Origin of the sequence: Rubrivivax gelatinosus IL144 (assembly GCF_000284255.1) — a bacterium.
Taxonomy (GTDB): Bacteria; Pseudomonadota; Gammaproteobacteria; order Burkholderiales; family Burkholderiaceae_C; genus Rubrivivax; species Rubrivivax gelatinosus_A.
Genome location: NC_017075.1, coordinates 4,503,396 through 4,521,805 on the forward strand (window position 1 = coordinate 4,503,396; position 18,410 = coordinate 4,521,805).

At 72.4% G+C, this 18,410-nt stretch carries 14 protein-coding genes; 4 read left to right on the forward strand and 10 right to left on the reverse strand.

All coding sequences use genetic code 11. The annotated features are described in order from the left end of the window. Positions 1-22 precede the first annotated feature (22 nt). From pyrR to RGE_RS20485, 3 genes are read right to left on the reverse strand one after another with little or no spacing between them, the layout of a single operon-like run. Positions 23-526, reverse strand: a complete 504-nt coding sequence (pyrR, locus tag RGE_RS20475; RefSeq protein WP_014430386.1) for a bifunctional pyr operon transcriptional regulator/uracil phosphoribosyltransferase PyrR — start codon at positions 524-526, stop codon at positions 23-25. Further along, positions 523-933: a Holliday junction resolvase RuvX gene (gene ruvX, locus RGE_RS20480; protein ID WP_014430387.1), complete on the reverse strand. Its 411-nt coding sequence runs from the start codon at positions 931-933 to the stop codon at positions 523-525. Before ruvX ends, pyrR begins: the two co-directional genes overlap by 4 nt. A 26-nt stretch (positions 934-959) precedes the next feature. Beyond that, the gene (locus RGE_RS20485) at positions 960-1,529 is read right to left on the reverse strand and encodes a YqgE/AlgH family protein (RefSeq protein ID WP_014430388.1); all 570 of its coding nucleotides are present in this window, start codon (positions 1,527-1,529) and stop codon (positions 960-962) included. Positions 1,530-1,562: 33 nt separating this feature from the next. Between RGE_RS20485 and RGE_RS20490 the strand changes: the two genes are divergently transcribed. Further along, a complete protein-coding gene (locus tag RGE_RS20490; protein WP_014430389.1) occupies positions 1,563-3,068 on the forward strand; it encodes a cryptochrome/photolyase family protein in 1,506 nt (501 codons plus the stop codon). Positions 3,069-3,201: 133 nt separating this feature from the next. Continuing rightward, entirely contained in the window at positions 3,202-4,749 is a 1,548-nt protein-coding gene (locus RGE_RS20495) for a methyl-accepting chemotaxis protein (RefSeq protein WP_014430390.1), read from the forward strand. Positions 4,750-4,804: 55 nt separating this feature from the next. On the opposite strand, the gene RGE_RS20500 is transcribed toward RGE_RS20495, so the two are convergent. From RGE_RS20500 to RGE_RS23845, 7 genes are read right to left on the reverse strand one after another with little or no spacing between them, the layout of a single operon-like run. Then, the gene (locus RGE_RS20500; protein ID WP_014430391.1) at positions 4,805-5,827 is read right to left on the reverse strand and encodes a GGDEF domain-containing protein; all 1,023 of its coding nucleotides are present in this window, start codon (positions 5,825-5,827) and stop codon (positions 4,805-4,807) included. Between the two features lie 3 nt (positions 5,828-5,830). Further along, the gene (locus RGE_RS20505; protein ID WP_014430392.1) at positions 5,831-11,956 is read right to left on the reverse strand and encodes a hybrid sensor histidine kinase/response regulator; all 6,126 of its coding nucleotides are present in this window, start codon (positions 11,954-11,956) and stop codon (positions 5,831-5,833) included. A gap of 8 nt (positions 11,957-11,964) precedes the next feature. After that, entirely contained in the window at positions 11,965-14,265 is a 2,301-nt protein-coding gene (locus tag RGE_RS20510; protein ID WP_014430393.1) for a methyl-accepting chemotaxis protein, read from the reverse strand. Between the two features lie 19 nt (positions 14,266-14,284). Next, a complete protein-coding gene (locus RGE_RS20515; RefSeq protein WP_014430394.1) occupies positions 14,285-14,815 on the reverse strand; it encodes a chemotaxis protein CheW in 531 nt (176 codons plus the stop codon). 4 nt (positions 14,816-14,819) lie between these two features. After that, entirely contained in the window at positions 14,820-15,185 is a 366-nt protein-coding gene (locus RGE_RS20520) for a response regulator (protein ID WP_014430395.1), read from the reverse strand. A 47-nt stretch (positions 15,186-15,232) separates the two neighbouring features. Continuing rightward, positions 15,233-15,625, reverse strand: a complete 393-nt coding sequence (locus RGE_RS20525; RefSeq protein ID WP_014430396.1) for a response regulator — start codon at positions 15,623-15,625, stop codon at positions 15,233-15,235. Positions 15,626-15,683: 58 nt separating this feature from the next. Continuing rightward, complete coding sequence (locus RGE_RS23845; RefSeq protein ID WP_081487558.1) at positions 15,684-15,836, reverse strand: rubredoxin; 153 nt, start codon at positions 15,834-15,836, stop codon at positions 15,684-15,686. 170 nt (positions 15,837-16,006) lie between these two features. Here RGE_RS23845 and thiD point away from each other — a divergent pair, with 170 nt between their 5' ends. Further along, positions 16,007-16,963: a bifunctional hydroxymethylpyrimidine kinase/phosphomethylpyrimidine kinase gene (thiD, locus tag RGE_RS20530; protein ID WP_014430398.1), complete on the forward strand. Its 957-nt coding sequence runs from the start codon at positions 16,007-16,009 to the stop codon at positions 16,961-16,963. A 10-nt stretch (positions 16,964-16,973) separates the two neighbouring features. Next, the gene (gene hemL, locus RGE_RS20535) at positions 16,974-18,263 is read left to right on the forward strand and encodes a glutamate-1-semialdehyde 2,1-aminomutase (RefSeq protein WP_014430399.1); all 1,290 of its coding nucleotides are present in this window, start codon (positions 16,974-16,976) and stop codon (positions 18,261-18,263) included. The last annotated feature ends 147 nt before the right edge of the window (positions 18,264-18,410 follow it).

Consider the following 18,410-nt stretch of genomic DNA (forward strand, 5'->3'; position numbering starts at 1 on the left):
GCGTGGTCGCGGCGGCACGGGGTCATGCGGCCTCCTCGATGGCGAAGGTGAAGCGGCCGTCCTCGGTGCGCGCCAGCGACAGGCGCTGCGTGGACGGCAGGGCGATGCGCGCCGCGGCCAGCGCCGCGGCGACCGGCAGCTCGCGGCCGCCGCGGTCGACCAGCACCACCAGCGTCACGCTGGCCGGGCGGCCGAAGTCGAACAGCTCGTTGATCGCGGCGCGGATCGTGCGGCCGGTGTAGAGCACGTCGTCGATCAGCACGACGTGGCGGCCGTCGACGGAGAACGGCAGCTGCGTCGCGTCGGCGCCAGCGGCCAGGCCGCGCGAGCCGAAGTCGTCGCGGTGCAGCGCGCTGGAGATGACGCCGTGCGCGCCGGGCAGGCCCAGGTCGCGCTGCAGGCGTTCGGCCAGCCAGGCGCCGCCGGACCAGATGCCGACGAGCACGGCGTCGGGCGGGAGTACGGCGCGCAGGCCCTGGCGCAATTCGGCGTACAGGGCCTCGGCATCGAGCTGCAGGACGGTCATGGGACGAGGGTTCTCAGGTGTTGGTCGAGGATCAGCGCGGCAGCCGCGGCGTCGGCGTCGCGGGCCCCGGCGGCCAGCGCGTCGACGGTCGTGTAGCGCTCGTCGACCTCGTGCACCGGCAGCCGGAAGCGGCCGTGCAGCTGGCGGGCGAAGCGCCGCGCGCGGCGCGTATTGTCGTGCTCCGCGCCGTCGGGATGGAACGGCACGCCGACGACCAGCGCGTCGGGCTGCCACTCCTCGATCAGCCGGGCGATGGCGGCAAATCGTGCGTCGCCTTCGGCGGCGACGGTCTTCAGCGGCCGCGCCTGGGCCAGCAGCGTGTTGCCGACGGCGACGCCGACGCGGCGGACGCCGAAATCGAATGCGAGAAAGCTGCGCGCGGGTTCAGGCGGAGCGGCCGGGCTCATTCGAAAGCGTCGAGACGGGCCACGCGTCAGGCGTGCCCGGCCTCCTGCGACAGCATGCGCGGGTCGAAGCCCAGCAGCGACAGCGCCTGGTCGTAGCGCTGCTCGATCGGCGTCTCGAAGATGATCTTCGGATCGGCGTCGACGTTGAGCCAGCCGTTGCGGCGGATCTCGTCCTCGAGCTGGCCGGCGTCCCAGCCGCTGTAGCCCAGCGTCACCAGCACGCGGCGCGGGCCGCCGCCTTGCGACATCGCCTCGAGCACGTCCTTGCTGGTCGTCATCTCCAGGCCGCCGGGCACCGACATCGTCGAGCTGTAGGCGTCGCCGTCGCCGGTCTTCTCGTGCAGCACGAAGCCGCGTTCGGTCTGCACCGGGCCGCCGAAGAACACCGGCTGCTCGGCGAACTCGTCGCGGTCCAGCGGCAGTTCGACGCGTTCGAACAGGTTGCGCAGCTTGATGTCGATCGGCTTGTTGATGACGAGCCCGAGCGCGCCGCGCTCGTTGTGCTCGCACAGATAGACCACCGCGCCGGCAAAGGTCTCGTCGGCCATGCCGGGCATGGCGATGAGGAACTGGTTCGACAGGTCGATGGCGGCCATCCTCCTATCTTATTCCCGGGCACACTGCCGGATGTGAAGAACAGCATCGACCACGCCCTCGTCTGGCTGCGCCGCGACCTGCGCACCGACGACCACGCGGCCCTGTACCACGCGCTGCGCGCCGCCCGGCGCGTCTGGTGCGTCTTCCTGTTCGACCGCGACATCCTGGACGCGCTGCCGCGTGCCGACCGGCGCGTGGAGTTCATCCGCGACAGCGTCGTCGGCGTCGACGCCGAGCTGCGTGCGCTGGCGGCCTCGCACGGCATCGAAGGCGCCGGGCTGATCGTGCGCCACGGCCGGGCGCTGGAGCAGATCCCGCGCTTGGCAGCGGCGCTCGGCGTGCAGGCGGTCTTCGCCAGCCACGACGACGAGCCCGAGGCGCTGGTCCGCGACGCCCGCGTGCGCGGCGCGCTGGCCGACGCCGGCGTCGCTTTCCACAGCATGAAAGACCACGTGGTCTTCGAGCGCGACGAGGTGCTGACCCAGGGCGGCGGCCCGTTCTCGGTGTTCACGCCCTACCGCAACGCCTGGCTGAAGAAGCTCGACGACTTCTATCTCGCGTCCTACCCGGTCGAGCGTCACGCCGGCGCGCTGGCCCCCAAACCCGCCGGCGAGACGCTGCCGACGCTGGCCGAGATCGGCTTCGAGACCACCAACCTGCACGCGCTGAAGCTGCCCAGCGGCCCGGCGGGCGGCCGCGAGCTGCTGGCCGACTTCCTGGAGCGCATCGACCACTACGCCGACTGGCGCGACTTCCCGGCCGTCAAGGGGCCGAGCTACCTGGGCCCGCACCTGCGTTTCGGCACGCTGTCGATCCGCCGCCTGGCGCGCGAGGCGCACCAGCGTTCGACGGCCGGCTCGCGCGGTGCCGAGATCTGGCTGTCGGAGCTGATCTGGCGCGAGTTCTATCACCAGCTGCTGCACCACCACCCGCGAGTCGTCGGCGGCTGCTTCAAGCCCGAGTACGACCGGCTGCACTGGGAACACGGCAAACACGCCGACGAACTCTTCGCCGCCTGGTGCGAGGGCCGCACCGGTTACCCGATCGTCGACGCGGCGATGCACCAGCTCACGCGCACCGGCTACATGCACAACCGGCTGCGCATGATCAGCGCCAGCTTCCTGACCAAGGACCTCGGCATCGACTGGCGCCGCGGCGAAGCCTGGTTCGCGCGCCACTTGAACGACTTCGACCTGGCATCGAACAACGGCGGCTGGCAGTGGGCTGCCTCGACCGGCTGCGACGCCCAGCCCTATTTCCGCATCTTCAACCCGGTCGCCCAGAGCGAACGTTTCGACCCCGAGGGGCGCTTCATCCGCCGCTACCTGCCGCAGCTGGCCAGGCTGCCCGACGCCCTGCTGCACGCGCCCTGGCGCGCCCGCCCGGCCGACCTGGCCGCCGCCGGCGTCGTGCTCGGCCGCGACTACCCCGAACCGGTCGTCGCCCACGACGAAGCACGCGAACGCACACTCGCCCGTTTTGCCGCCGTCAAGCCGGTAAAACCCCGAGTCGCGATGGCCCGCAGCCGCGCCGACTGACCCCGCTCAACAAAGCCCTCGCAAGCGCAGGGCGGAGCGCAATTCGCACTTCACTTGACCCCATTTCCTGCCGATATGACGCTGTGGCGGGCCCAAGATCCGGGGCCTGCAATGGACGTCAGGAGCGTGCGCGATGCACGTCACGCAAAAAAAGATCTGGGTTCAGCTGATCAGCACGATCGCAGTGGCGCTCACGGTGGTGTGGGCCGTGGGCATCTTCTGGCAAGGCAGGGTCAACCGTGAGGCGGCGATCGAGCAGGCCACCGCCTTCTCCAGCAGCATGCACGACGCCACGATGGCCGGGCTGACCGGCATGATGGTGACGGGCACCGTGGCGCAGCGCGCCGTGCTGCTCGACCAGGTGCGCCAGCTCGACAACATCCGCGACCTGCGCGTGCTGCGCGGCGAGGCCGTGAACAAGCTCTTCGGCAACGGCACCGGCGCCGACGCGAACGACCCCGACGAGGTCGAACGCAAGGTGCTGGCCTCGGGCAAGCCCGAGGTGCACGTCGCCAGCGACGAGAAGGGCGAGTACCTGCGGGTCGTGCGCCCGGCGCTGGCCTCGAAGAACTACCTCGGCAAGGACTGCACGAGCTGCCACCAGGTGTCCGAAGGCACGGTGCTCGGCGTCGTCAGCATGAAGGTCTCGCTGGAGCAGACCAACGCGCTGATGGCCCGCCAGCGCTGGCAGACCATCCTGATGGCCATCGTCACCTGCATCCCGGTGCTGATCGTCATCTACCCCTTCATCCGCCGCGTCGTCACGCGGCCGCTGGAGGCGGGCGTCGACATGGCGCACGGCATCGCCTCGGGCGACCTGACGCGCGACGTCGTCGTCGACAGCCGCAACGAGATCGGCCACCTGCAGCGTGCGCTGCACGAGATGCGCGGCAGTCTGGCGTCGATCGTCGGCCGCGTGCGCCGCGGCACCGACACCATCGCCCAGGCCTCGGCGCACATCGCCGGCGGCAACAAGGAGCTGGAGTCGCGCACCGAGCATCAGGCCCAGGCGCTGCACGAGACCGCAGTGTCGATGTCGCGCCTGACCGACGCGACGCGCCAGAACGCCGAACACGCCAGCCAGGCCAACGCGCTGGCGATCTCGGCCTCCGACGTCGCCAAGGCCGGCGGCGCCGTCGTCGCCCAGGTCGTGACGACGATGGACTCGATCAACGCCGCGTCCAAGCGCATCGCCGAGATCAACCGCGTCATCAACGACATCGCCTTCCAGACCAACCTGCTGGCGCTGAACGCCGCGGTCGAGGCCTCGCGCGCCGGTGAACACGGCCGCGGCTTCGCCGTCGTCGCCAGCGAGGTGCGCGCGCTGGCGCAGCGCTCGTCGCAGGCGGCGCAGGAGATCAAGTCGCTGGTGGACACGACGGTCGAGCAGGTCGGCGGCGGCTCGCGCATGGCGCACCGCGCCGGCGAGACGATGACCGAGATCGTCGACAGCGTGAAGCGCGTCACCGACATCATGTCGGAGATCGACGCCGCCAGCCGCGAGCAGATGGCCGGCATCGAGGAAGTCAACCGCACGCTGGCCAGCCTGGAAGGCGTGACCGGCGACAACGCCCGCCTGGTGCAGGAAGCGGCCAACGCCACCGCGGCGCTGGCCGAGCAGGCCACCGCGCTGGACGAGGCGGTGAAGCTGTTCCGCCTGCCGGCCAAGAACGAGGCCTGAACCCCGCGCCTGCGGCCGGCGACGCCGGCCGCGGGGGCCGGGCGTGGTCTTCAGCTCAGAACAGGACGACGTCGTCGCCGTCGAGGCGCTGTTCGACGAGATCGCCGCGTGCGACCAGCGCCGCGTGGCTCTCGACGCGGTTGCGGCCGTGCTGCTTCACGTAGTAGACGGCCTGGTCGGCACGTTCGAAAGCCGAGGTCGGCGTGTCGCTGGGCCGCACCGCGGTGAAGCCGATGCTGACCGTGATGCGGCCGACACGCGGGAAGGCGTGGCCCTCGATCGTCGAGCGCAGGCGCTCGAAGGCGATGGCGGCGGCGGCCGCGTCGTCGCAGCGCATCAACACGACGAACTCCTCGCCGCCGAAGCGGTAGAGCTGGTCGCCCTGGCGGAACACGCCGCGCATCAGCCGCGCCAGCAGCAGCAGCACCTCGTCGCCGATCAGGTGGCCGTGGCAGTCGTTGACGTGCTTGAAGTGGTCGATGTCGACGACGCCCAGCCAGGCCGTGTGCCCGCCGCGGCGCAACCCCAGCCGGCCTTCGAGACTCGGCGGCACGGGCACCGTGCAGCGCATGAAGTTCTCGTCGAAGGTCTTGCGGTTGAGCAGGCCGGTCAGCGTGTCGCGCTCGCTGTAGTCCAGCAGCGACTGGAAGTTGCGGTAGACGCGCAGCACGCTGCTGATCAGGCGCAGCTGCTCGGTGCCCAGCGGCGAGTGGGTGCGCAACTCCAGCACCGCGTCGCAGTCGCGCTCCAGGTCCAGCGGCAGCAGCGTCAGCGCCGGCTGGCCGTCGAGCATCAGGCCCTCGCGCTGGCGCAGACAGGTCTGGCGCACCGGGTGCTCGGACAGCGGCGGCAGCGCCGACAGGTCGGCCCACAGCGGGTCGGCGCTGGGCACGCGGTCGCCGGCGGCGATGCGCGCCCGCGTGAACCAGCGGCGGTCCTCGCCTTCGCCGACGATGCGGTAGATCGCGATGTCCAGCGGGCGCAGCAGGTCGTGCAGCGCGCTGACCAGCGTCGCGTCCAGCGCGTCGCGGTCCCGGAACCCCGTCAGTTCCGCGAGATGGTCGGCAACCCGGGACACGCTCTAGCTCGGCCGCGCCGCTCCCGCGTAACGTGCGACGAGGGCCAGCAGCTCCTCTTCCGCATAGGGTTTGCCGAGATAGTGGTCGGCGCCCAGCGCCGCCGCGTGGTCGCGGTGCTTCTGCGCGATGCGCGAGGTGATCATCACGATCGGCAGGCCGGCCAGCGCGGCCTCGGCACGCACCGCGCGCAGCAGCTCGAAACCGTCCATGCGCGGCATCTCGATGTCCGACAGCATGACCGCCGGCCGTTCCTCGGCCAGGCGTTCGAGCGCGTCGACGCCGTCCTTGGCGGTGACGACGCGCCAGCCCTCGCGCTGCAGCAGGCGCTGCGTGACGCGGCGCACGGTCAGCGAGTCGTCGACGACGAGCACCAGCGGCGCCGCCGGCGCCTGGGGCGCGGGTTCGGCCAGCGGCGTGCCGTCGACCTGTTCCAGCCGCGCACGCGCCGCCGGGCCGTAGAGCGTGGCCAGCGCCACCGGGTTGTAGATCAGCGCCACCGCGCCGCTGGGCAGCAGCGTCACGCCGGCCAGGCCCGGCATGCGCGCGAGCTGCGGGCCGACGTTCTTGACGACCACGTCCTGGTTGCCGGCGACCTCGTCGACGTGCAGCGCGACGCGCTGCTCGGCCGAGCGCACGACGACCACCGCCTGGCTGCGCGCCGTGGTGGCACCGCGGGCCGGGCCGTCGAGCAGCGCCGCCAGCCAGTGGAAGGGCAGCGCCTGGCCGCCGTCGGTGTAGACGCCGCTCGCATAGGCCGCCTCGACCTCGGCCGGCGGGACACGCCGCACCGCTTCGATCAGCGTCGACGGCACGGCGACCGAACGCTCGCCGCAGCGCAGCATGACGACCTGCGTCACCGCGGTCGTCAACGGCAGCAGCAGCTTGAAGCTGGTGCCGCGGCCCGGCTGGTGGCCGAGCTGCACGCGCCCGCCCATTGCGTCGACCTCGGAGCGCACGACGTCCAGGCCGACGCCGCGGCCGGCGAGCTCGGTGACGTCGGCGGCGGTGCTGAAGCCCGGCGCGAAGACGAGCTGGGCCAGCGCCTCGTCGTCGACCGGCGCGCCGGCGGCGAGCAGGCCACGTTCGGCAGCGCGCTCGCGGATGCGCGCCAGGTCCAGCCCGGCGCCGTCGTCGCGCAGCTCGACGCCGACCTCGTTGCCTTCCTGGGTGATGACCAGGGTGATCGTGCCGGTCGTGTCCTTGCCGGCGGCAGCACGCGCCGCGGCCGGCTCGATGCCGTGCACGACGGCGTTGCGCAGCAGGTGCTCGAACGGGCCGGTCATGCGCTCGAGCACGCCGCGGTCGACCTCGATCGCGCCGCCCAGGATGTCCAGGCGCACGCTCTTGCCGGTCTCCTTGGCCGCCTGGCGCACGGTACGGTAGAGGCGGTCGCTGGCGCTGTCGAACTCGACCATGCGCGTGCGCAGCAGGTCGCCCTGCAGCTCGCGCGCCAGGCGCGCCTGTGCCGCCAGGTCGTCTTCTGCCGACTGCAGCGTGCGCTGCAGGCTGCGCTGCAGCGTCGCCACGTCGTTCACGGACTCGGCCATGAAGCGCGTCAGCTCCTGCAGCCGCGTGAAGCGGTCCATCTCCAGCGGGTCGAAGGTCTCGGCGGCGGCCTTGGCCGCCTCCAGCCGCGACACCATCTGCGACTCGGCCTGCAGTTCGATGTCGCGCAGCTGGGCGCGCATGCGCTCCAGGCTCTCGGTCAGCTCGCCCAGCGAACCCTGCAGCTGACGCACGCTGCCGTCGAGACGGGCGCGCGCGATGCTCACCTCGCCGGCATGGTTGACCATGCGGTCGAGCAGCGCGCCGCGCACACGCACCGCGGCGGCACCGGCCGGCGCGGCACGCTCGGGCGCGACGGCCGGCAGCGGCGTGGCGCTGGCGAAACGGCTCCAGTCGATCTCGGCGGCCGGCACTTCGGGCGGCGGCGCCAGCTCGGGCGGCGGCTCGGCCGCCAAGGCCGGCGCTGCGGCGGGCTCGGCCACCGCGACGGCGGGCGCCGCCGGCGTGCGCAGCGCCTCGAAGTCGGCGACCATCGCGTCGGCACGGGCGAGCAGGGTCTCGACCTCGCCGGCGTGCACGCCGCCGCGGTCGCCCAGGCGCTCGATCGCCGTCTCCATGCGGTGGGCGCGTTCGCCCAAGCGCATCGCGCCGGCCAGGCGCGCACCGCCCTTGAAGGTGTGCAGCGTGCGCATGCAGGCCGCGGCGGCGCCGCTGTCGGCCGGGTTGTCGACCCAGTCGCGCAGCCGCGCCAGCAGCTGCGGCAGCAGCTCGTCGGCCTCGTCCTCGAAGATCGGGAACAGCTCCGGATCGAGCGCGTCCTCGGCGTCGAGATCGTCGTCGTCCGCGTCCAGCGGCCCGAGGCCGGTGGTGTCGGCGGCGACGCGCGGCGGCAGTTCGGGCCAGCGCTCGTGTTCGGCCAGCCGTTCGACCAGCGCCGGCGAGGCCGGGCGCAGGAAGCCGGCGGCGAACTGGTGCAGCAGGCGGCGGATCTCCTCGGCGGCTTCGCCGAACAGCTCGGGCTCGCCGTCACGGCCGCGGCCGCCGGCACGCGAGCGCATCAGCGCGTGTTCGAGCGAACGCGCCAGCGCCGACAGCTCGGCATAACCGACGGTGGCCGAGCTGCCGGCCAGCGAATGCGCCAGCGCGACGGCGGCCTCGGACACCGGCCGGTGCTCGGCTTCCAGCGCCCACTCGGCCAGCTCGGTGCCCAGGCGGCGCGAGAGCTCGTCGGCTTCGTTGAGGTAGATGTTGAACAGCGGCAGCGGCACGCGCAGCGGGCCGACGATCTTGACCGGCTCCTCGTCGGCGGGCGGCTCGTCGGCCGGCGGCGGCGTCTCGGCCACCGGCTCGGGCGCGGGCACGGGTTCGGGCTCCGGCGGGGAGATAGGCTCGGCTTCCGGCAGCGGCAGCGGCTCAGCCGCGGGCTCGGCCCCGATGGCCCCGAGCCCGTCCAGCGACGGCAGCTCGGCGAAGGCTTCGGCGATGTCGGGCAGCGCCGGCATCGGCACCGCGGGCTGCGGCGGCGGCTCGCTCGGGTAGGCGGCGGCCTCGAACGCGGCTTCGTCGAAGGCCGGCAGCGGCGTCGCCTCGGCGACCGGCGGGGCGGCCTCGGGAACGCTGTCGGCCGCGGCGTCGGGTGCGGCCTCGAGCGGCCAGTCGACGCCGCCTTCCAGCACCTCGACCGCCGGCAAGGCCTCGGGTTCGGGCTCGGACTCGGCGAACACCGGCTGCGGCAAGGGCTCGTCGGCGGGCTCGTCTTCGCGGCGTTCGGGCCAGTCGGTGTCCTCGGCCGCGGGTTCGTCGGCCGGTGCTTCGGACAGCGGGGCGGCGGCCGGCTCGGCGGGTTCGGCCGGGGTCCGTTCGCCGAGGTCGAAATCGAAGTCGGCGTAGCCGGCCTCGGGCGCCGGGGGCGCGGCCGGCAGCGGCTGCAGCGCCTCGATGGCCTCGAAGGTCTCGGGCGTCTCCAGCGGCAGCTCGGCGTCGACGGGCTCCGGCTCGGCGACCGGCTCGGCGACCGCCGGCGCGGGCTCGGCCTCGGGCTCCAGCGCGCCGAGGTCGAAGCTGAAGTCGACCTCGTCGGCGGCCGGCGCCGGGCCGGCGGCCCCGAGGCCGAGGTCCAGATCCAGGTCGGCGGCGCTCGGCAGGTCGGGCACACGCTCGGCCAGCGCTGGCGCGGGTTCGGGCCCGGTGCCGAAATCGAACTCGAAGTCGGGCGCCAGCGCCTCGTCCACCGTCTCGGTGACCTCGGGCTGCTTCGGCGGCTCGGCGGCCTCTTCAGGCTCGACCTCGACGGGCAGCTCGGGCGCGACGGCTGGCGGCGCTTCGGCGGCGACGGCGGGCGCCTCGGCCGCGCTCGGCGCGGCGATCGCCAGGCGCTGGCCGTCCAGACGCAGGCCGTCGGCCGCACGCACGACCGGCGGCGAGGCATGGCCTTCGTCGCGGCCGGCGGCCAGCGCCGCGACCCAGGCGCCGAAGTAGTCCAGGGCCTCGGTCGTGAAGGCGCGCAGCGCCGGGTCCAGGCGCGGCGACTGCGCCAAGCGCGAGTTGAACAGCTGCTCGCAGGCCCAGGCGGCTTCGCCGAAGTCCTTGAGCCCGACCATGCGCGAGCTGCCCTTGAGCGTGTGGAAGGCGCGCCGCACGGCGGTCATCTCGCCCAGGTCCTCGGGCTCCTCGGCCAGGCGGGCGAGCGACTCGCGCGCCGCGGGGATCACCTCGCCGGCTTCCTCCAGGAACACGGCGCGCATCTCGTCGTCTTCGGCCGACGGGGCCGGCGCGGCCGGCGCGGGGGCCACCGGCGCGGCGGCCACCGGCGGCGGCGGCGCGGACGGCATCGGCGGCGCGACCGGCGGCGGCGCCGGGGCACGCGGCGCCTCCTGGCCCATCAGCGTCGACAGACGGCCGGTGTCGGCGTCGTAGCGGAACAGCGACTTCGCCAGCCCCGGCTGCACGCCGAGCATGTCGATCAGGAAACTGAGCGCGCCCAGGTTCTCGGCCAGGCGCTCGAAGACCAGGCGGGCCGGCTCGTGCGTCGGGTCGACCTCGGTCTGGGCCAGCGTGTCGACCTCGTCGCGCATGCGCAGCACGGCCTGCGAGGCCTGGTCCAGGCCCAGCACCGAGAGCACGCCGCGCATCGCCGACAGCTGCCCCGGCACCGGGATCAGCGCCTCGCGCTGCGCCGGGTCGCGGAAATAGGCGTCGATCTGCTTCTCGGCCTCGGACAGGCTGGCGCGCAGCTCCTGCACGACGCTGCCCATGGTCTGGCGGTCGCTGACGCGGCGGTACAGCTCCTCCATCCAGGGTTCGAGAGGCGCCTGCGGCTGGCCGCGGCGCACGTCGTCGACGCGGCGCGCCAGGCGCTGCACGCGTTCGGGCAGCGCCGGGTGGTCGAACTCGCCGTCTTCCAGCGAGGCGTCCAGGTACAGCAGCGCGGTGGCGACTTCCATCGCCAGCGGCGCCGGCGGTGCGGCCTGCGCGGCGACGGTCTGCGCGGCGGCGTCCTGCAGCACCGCGGCCAGCACCTCGCCCGACGGGAACAGCCGCTGCAGCGAGTCGCCGACCAGCGTGAACTGCTCGGCCAGGCCGGTGAGCCGGTGCTCCTCGCCGCCGGCGACGCCGGACCACGCGTCCTTGGCGCCGGCGACACGCTTGCGCGCCTGCGCGACCCAGGACGGATCGAAACGGCCCAGGCGCGCGACGTCGTAGTCGGCGGCGGCGCTGTCGTCCAGGCGCCAGGCGGCACGCACCGCGGCCAAGCGCGGCGCTTCGCCCTCGCCCGGCGAGCGCGCGCGGGCGCAGAAGAACAGCAGGTCCTGGGCGAGCCGGTCGGAGACCTCGTCGCTGCCGGCGATCGTCGTGCGCAGCTGCGACAGCAGGCGCGAGGCCATGCGCTTGGTGTAGACGTCGCCGGCCAGCAGACCACGCGCCTGGGCCTCGAAGAAGGCCGCGGCCAGATGCCACAGCGTCGCCAGCCGGCCTTGCGTGCCGGCGGCCAGCGAGGCGCAGACCTCGCCCATCGCCGTCAGGCGCGAAGGATCGGGCTGGCGCATCAGCGCCAGCGACAGCGACTCCATCGCGGTGCGTGCGGCGGCGTCGGCGGCGTGCGGGCGCACGCCGGGTTCGGGCGGCAGCTCCAGCCAGTGCCAGTCCTGCGGCCAGAGGTCGGCCGGGTGCACGCGGTCGGCGCCGGCCAGCGTCTGCACCGCCAGGTACTGCGGGAACATCGCCACCGACGACACCGGCCGGCGCGACAGCAGCCGCGCCAGGTAGTCCAGCAGCGCGAACGAGGCCTTCTCCAGCGTCTGCACGGCCTTGGCGTCGGCCAGCGCGGGCTTGGCGATCCAGCGCTGCACGACGGCCTCGCTGGCGCGCAGCATCGTCGCGGCGGCCGGCAGGCCGACCAGCTCGAGCGCGCCGACGCCCTGGTGCAGGTGCACGCGGGCCGTACGCAGCACCGCCGGTTCGACGGCGTCGACGTCGGAGGCGGCGGCGGCCTCGGCTTCCTTCAGGTGCCGGTGCAGCGCCTTGTGCGCCAGCTCGAGCGAGCGGCGCAGTTCGCCGTGCACCCAGGCCAGCGGGCTCAGGTCGTCGGCGCTGCCGCTCAGGCTGTCGGTGACGGCGTTCATCCGCGTCGTCAGGCGATCTTGAAGCGCGCGATCGACGCGCGCAGCTGCTCGGCGGCGCGCGACAGCTCGTGCACCATCTGCGCCGTCGAGCGCGTGCCCTCGCCGGTCTGCTCGGTGACGGCGAAGATGTGCTGGATGTTCTCGGCCACGCCGCCGGCGGACTCGGCTTCGCTGGAAGCCTGCGCGGCGATGCGCGCGATCAGCTCGGCCAGTTCGCGCGTCACGCGGTCGATGTCGGCCAGCGCGCTGCCGGCGGCGTCGGACAGCCGCGCGCCTTCGATCACGCCCTGCGTCGAACGCTCCATCGCGGCCACCGCGTCCTGGGTGTCGGTCTGGATGGTGCGCACGATGGCGGCAATGTTGCGCGTCGCCTCGGCGGACCGTTCGGCCAGGCGCTGCACTTCCTCGGCGACGACGCTGAAGCCGCGGCCGGCCTCGCCGGCGCTGGCGGCCTGGATGGCGGCGTTCAGCGCCAGCACGTTGGTCTGCTCGGTGATGTCCGAGATCAGCTCGGTGATCTCGCCGATCTCCTGCGAGCTCTCGCCCAGGCGCTTGATGCGCTTGGAGGTCTCCTGGATCTGGTCGCGGATCGAGTTCATGCCGCCGATCGTGTTCTGCACCGCCTGCTGGCCGGTGGCCGCGGCCTCCAGCGACTGGCGCGCGACCTCGGCGGTGCGCTGGGCGTCGGCCGACACCTCGGTGATGCGGCTGGCCATGCCGAGCACCGACTCGCCGGTCTCGCGGATGACGCGCAGCTGTTCGGTCGACGCGGCGAGCAGCTCGGACGAGGTCTGCTCGACCTGCTGCGTGGTGTCGGTCACGCGCGCCACCGTGCTCTGCACCGAGGTGACGAGCGAACGCAGTTCCTCGACGGTGTAGTTCACCGAGTCGGCGATCGCGCCGGTGATGTCCTCGGTGACGGTGGCCTGCTGCGTCAGGTCGCCCTCGGCGACGGTCTGCAGCTCGTTCATCAGACGAAGAATGGCGGCCTGGTTGGCGTCGTTGACGCGTTTGGCCTCCAGCTCCTGGCGTTCGGCTTCCAGGCGCTGGCCTTCGGCGAGGCGGGCGCGCGCGGTCTGGTCGGCGACGAACAGGCGCAGCAGGCCGAAGGCGCCGGCGGCCAGCAGCAGCGCCGACAGCACGCCGGGGATCAGGATCGCGGCACGCAGGCCGCCGGAGCCGGCGAGCTCTCCCTGCAGCTCGTCGAGGCCGCGGCGCAGCGGTTCGCTGTCGCGCACGATGGCCGCCTGCGCTTCGCGCGCGCCGACCAGCCCCTGCAGGTTGCCGAGGATGGCGCCGGCTTCGGTGCGCGTCTTGTCGTACTGGGCGATCAGCTGCTGCAGCTGCTCGCGGGCCTGCGGCTCGCGCGTGCCCGGCAGGCGCAGCTCGGGGCTGCCGTCGAGCAGGCCCTGGGCGATCTCGCGGAAGGAGTTCAGGTCCTTGCCGAGCAGGAACACGGCCTCGGCGCTGACGCCTTCGGTGGTCTGGAACTCGTTGGCGCTCTTGCCGATGCGCTGGGTCAGCATGACGAGCTGGCCGACGGCCGACAGCTCGCCGGCCGAGGCGCCGCTCTGCAGCTTCAGCGAGGACACCGTCTCGGCGGTCTCCAGCAGGTCGGCCGACTGGCGGTTGATCGTGCGCAGCGCGGCGCCGACCTGGGTCAGCGTCTTCTGCTGGGCGAGCACCGCACGCGCGCTCTTGTCGGCGCGGTCGACCATCGGCAGCAGCGCCTCGACTCGATCGGCGTGCTCGCCCGAGACCGCCGGCACCTCGCCGCCTTCGGCCAGGCCGTGCACGTTGCGCACCAGGATCTCGACGCTTTCCTTCAGTTCGCCGAAGGCCTGCGGCGTGCCCAGCAGCGCCTGCGTCACCGACTTGGCCAGGCGCTGCGACTGCGTCTGGGCCTGGCCGGCGGCCGACACCTGCTGCGCGCTGCGGCTGGCGGCGACGATGCCGGCGCCGCCGCTGAGCACCAGCCCGGTCAGGCCGATGCCGAAGGCGAAGGCCATCAGCTGCTGCTGGCGCGCCACCGGCAGGCCGCCGACGAAGGGCAGCCCGGTGGCCGCGGCCGGCGCGCCGTCCTCGGGCGCGCGGGTGTTGACATACTCGCCGGCCAGCTCGGACGGCGCGGCCTCGGAGATGATCGACGAGTCGTCGGCCCGGGTCTCGGCCGGCGCCAGCGTGCCGGGGCCGAGGCGGATCGTCGCGTCCATCGCGTCGCCGGCGACGGTGAGGGCTTCGGGTGAAGGCGCCGGCGGCGTCGGGGTGCGGCCCCGCGCGGGGCTCTTCAGCTTGTCGAGAAGGCTCATTCGGTCCTCGCGGCGTTCGTCATCGGGCGATGCCGAGAAACTGTTCGTGCTGCACCAGCGCGGCCGGATCGATCTCCTGCCACACGCGCTGACGGTCGTCGCGCCATCGGGGGCCGGCGAACGACGGGCGCGACAGCTCGTCGTCGGGCTCGCGCTGAAGCTGGGCCGCGGTGCGCAGGCCGGCCAGGCGCTCGAACAGCAGCGCCACATGGCTGCCGACGGAAGGGTTCAGGGCCAGCAGCCGGGCCTGCTCGCGCACGCCCTCGGCCGCGGCCTGGGTCGGCCGCAGGCCGAGGAAGGCGGCGAAGTCGACGACGCCGTGCAGCCCGCCACGCAGGTTGGCGACGCCGACGAACCACGGCCGGGTGTGCGGCACCGGCGCGATCGTGCCGACCGGGAAGATCTCGCCGGCTCCGGCCAGCGGCAGCAGCAGGCCGACGCCGGCGCACTCGATGGCCAGCCACGACGCCGACGGCGCCTCGGTGCGCACGGCGCTCAGCCGTTGCGCCAGGCGGCTCTGCAACTCCCGCAGGGCGTCGCGCTTGGCCATCGTGTCAGTCGAAAGCGCGGATCTTGGCGAGCAGCTCGTCGGCCTGCACCGGCTTGACGATGTAGTCGCGTGCCCCCTGGCGCAGGCCCCAGACCTTGTCGGTCTCCTGGCCCTTGCTGGTGCACATGATCACCGGCACCTCGGCGTAGCGCGGATCGCGCGTGATCTGGCGCGTGAGCTGGAAGCCGTTCTGGCCCGGCATCACGACGTCCATCAGGATCAGATCCGGCAGCTGCTCCTCGAGGCGGCGCATGGCCTCGTCGCCGTTCTCGGCGGTGCGCACGGCGTAGCCGCGCTTGCCGAGGATGTCCGACAGGTGGTGCAGCTCGGTCTTCGAGTCGTCGACGACGAGGATGTTGCGGATGGCCATCGGCGGGCGGAGTTGGGTGTTCTGACGGTGCGGCGGCGGCCGCGGCTTCAGGCGGCGGTGCGGCGGAAAGCCTCCACCGCGCGCAGCAGCTGTTCCTTGGTGAAGGGCTTGGTCAGGTAGTCCTCGGAGCCGACCATGCGGCCGCGGGCCTTGTCGAACAGACCGTCCTTGGACGACAGCATGATGACCGGGACCTTCGCGAAACGCGGGTTGCGCTTGATGATGGCGCAGGTCTGGTAACCGTCCAGCCGCGGCATCAGGATGTCGCAGAAGATCAGTTGGGGGTCGTGGTCATTGACCTTGGCGAGCGCGTCGAAGCCGTCTTCGGCGAGCACGACCTCGTGGCCGCCCTGGCGCAGGAAGATCTCGGCGCTGCGCCGGATCGTGTTGCTGTCGTCGATCACGAGGACCTTGGCGCCCGAGGGCACGGCTTCGTTCACGTCACTGCCCACCTGTCGAAAAGGAGAGCGCGGCCGTCACGATGGCCGCCGCTGGACATCAGATTTCGACCATTTCGAAATCTTCTTTACGGGCGCCGCATTCCGGACAGGTCCAATTCATCGGAACGTCGGCCCATGCGGTGCCCGCGGCAATGCCATGTTCCGGATCGCCGACGGCTTCGTCGTAGATCCAGCCGCAGATCAGACACATCCAGGTTCGGCTTTGGCTCACGTCGGGGCGGTCACTCACTACAATGGGCAACGATTGTAGTCACGCATATCCAAGAAAAATCAAGGATTTGTGAGGACATACGCACCATTCTTCAGGCTTCGCTCGAGGTCCGGCAACGCTGTCGGGCACGGGCTGGCAAAGGCAGCGAGATGACCCCCGACCCCACCCCCGCCACGGAGCTGCAGGATCCCGCGCAGGAACCGCCGCCGCCGGCGTGCGTGATCAGCTTCAACGCCAGCGACCCCAGCGGTGCCGGCGGGCTGGCCGGCGACGTCTCGACGATAGCGGCGATGGGCGCGCACGCGCTGCCGGTCGTGACCTCGATCGTGATGCGCGACACGGCCGAGGTCTTCGACCACCACGAGATCGACGACGACGCCGTCGTCGAGCAGGCGCGCACCATCCTCGAAGACGTCACGATCTCCGGCTGGAAGGTCGGTTTCCTGGGCAACGCCGAGACGGTGAGCGCCGTCGCCGAGGTGCTCTCGGATTACGCCGACGTGCCGCTGGTGGCCTACCTGCCCAGCCTGTCCTGGCTGGATGAGGAACAGCTGCAGCCCTACCTGGACGCCTTCCGCGAGCTGATCCTGCCGGCCACCGAGGTGCTGGTGGGCAGCCACAAGACGCTGCAGGACTTCCTGCTGCCCGACTGGGACAGCGAGCGTCCGCCGTCGGCGCGTGAACTCGCGGTCGCCGCCGGCGAACACGGCACGCGCTACGTGCTCGTCACCGGCGTGATGCTGGCCAGCAAGGGCCACGAGCAGTACATCGACAACGTGCTGGCGTCGCCGCAAGGCGCACTGACCGGCGAGAAGTTCGAGCGTTTCGACACCGCGTTCGTCGGCGCGGGCGACACGCTCTCCGCGGCCCTGGCCGCACTCCTGGCCGCCGGCAGCGAGCTGCAGGCGGCGGTGGGCGAAGCCCTGTCCTTCCTCGACCAGAGCCTGGACGCGGGTTTCCGCCCCGGCATGGGCAACGTCGTGCCCGACCGCTTCTTCTGGGCTTTGCCGCCGGCCGAAGACGGCGAGCCCGAACCCGGCCCCGACGAGCCGGATCCCGGTTTCGACGATCCCAAGACCCAAGGCGCCCCGCGGCGCGTGCACTGAAAACCTCTCGATGACCACCAACGAACAGCTCTTCGCCCGCGCCCAGGCCGTCATTCCCGGCGGCGTCAACTCGCCCGTGCGCGCCTTCCGCGCCGTCGGCGGCACGCCGCGCTTCATCGCCCGCGCCGAGGGCCAGTACATCTGGGACGCCGAAGACAAGCGCTACATCGACTACATCGGCTCCTGGGGCCCGATGATCCTGGGCCACGGCCACCCGGCGGTGCTCGAAGCGGTGCAGAAGGCGCTGCTCGAAGGCTTCAGCTTCGGCGCGCCGACCGAGCGCGAGATCGAACTCGCCGAGGCCATCATCGCCCAGGTGCCGAGCATCGAGCAGGTGCGCCTGGTCTCCAGCGGCACCGAAGCCGGCATGAGCACGCTGCGCCTGGCGCGCGGCGTCACCGGCCGCAGCAAGATCGTCAAGTTCGAGGGCTGCTACCACGGCCACGCCGACGCGCTGCTGGTCAAGGCCGGCTCGGGCCTGGCGACCTTCGGCCACCCGACCTCCGCCGGCGTGCCGGCCGAGGTCGTGCAGCACACGCTGGTGCTCGAATACAACAACGTCGAGCAGCTCGAGGAGACCTTCGCCGCCCAGGGCGACGAGATCGCCTGCGTGATGCTGGAGGCGATCGCCGGCAACATGAACTTCGTGCGCGCCTCTGTGCCGTTCGTGACCAAGCTGCGCGAGCTGTGCACCAAGCACGGCGCGCTGCTGGTGTTCGACGAGGTGATGACCGGCTTCCGCGTCGCGCTGGGCGGCGCACAGAGCGTCTACGCCAAGCTGATCCCGGGCTTCGAGCCCGACATGACGGTCTTCGGCAAGGTCATCGGCGGCGGCATGCCGCTGGCGGCCTTCGGCGGCAAGAAGGACGTGATGAAGCAGCTCGCGCCGCTGGGCCCGGTCTACCAGGCCGGCACGCTGTCGGGCAACCCGGTGGCCACGGCCTGCGGCCTGGCGACGCTGGCCGAGATCACCAAGCCCGGCTTCTACGAGGCGCTGACCGCCAAGACGCAGAAGATGGTGCAGGGCATCGCCGAGGCCGGCCGCGAGGCGGGCGTGCCGATCGTCACCGACAGCGAAGGCGGCATGTTCGGCTTCTTCTTCGCCGACACGCTGCCGCAGAACTACACCCAGGTGATGGCCACCGACAAGGAGCGCTTCAACCGCTTCTTCCACGGCATGCTGGACCACGGCGTCTACCTGGCGCCGGCGATGTACGAAGCCGGCTTCGTCAGCGCCGCGCACACCGACGCCGACCTGGCGGCGACGAAGGCGGCGGCGCTGGCGGCGCTGCGCGGCTGATACCCCGCAGATCGGGACGCACGGCCGCCTTCGGGCGGCCGTTTTCGTTGCGACGCTGCCTCGCCCGCGGCACTTCTTGACCGACGGCCGGGCCCGGGCCACCGGGCGCTGCTTAGACTGCGGCGCGGAGCCGACCCCAGAGTGCCG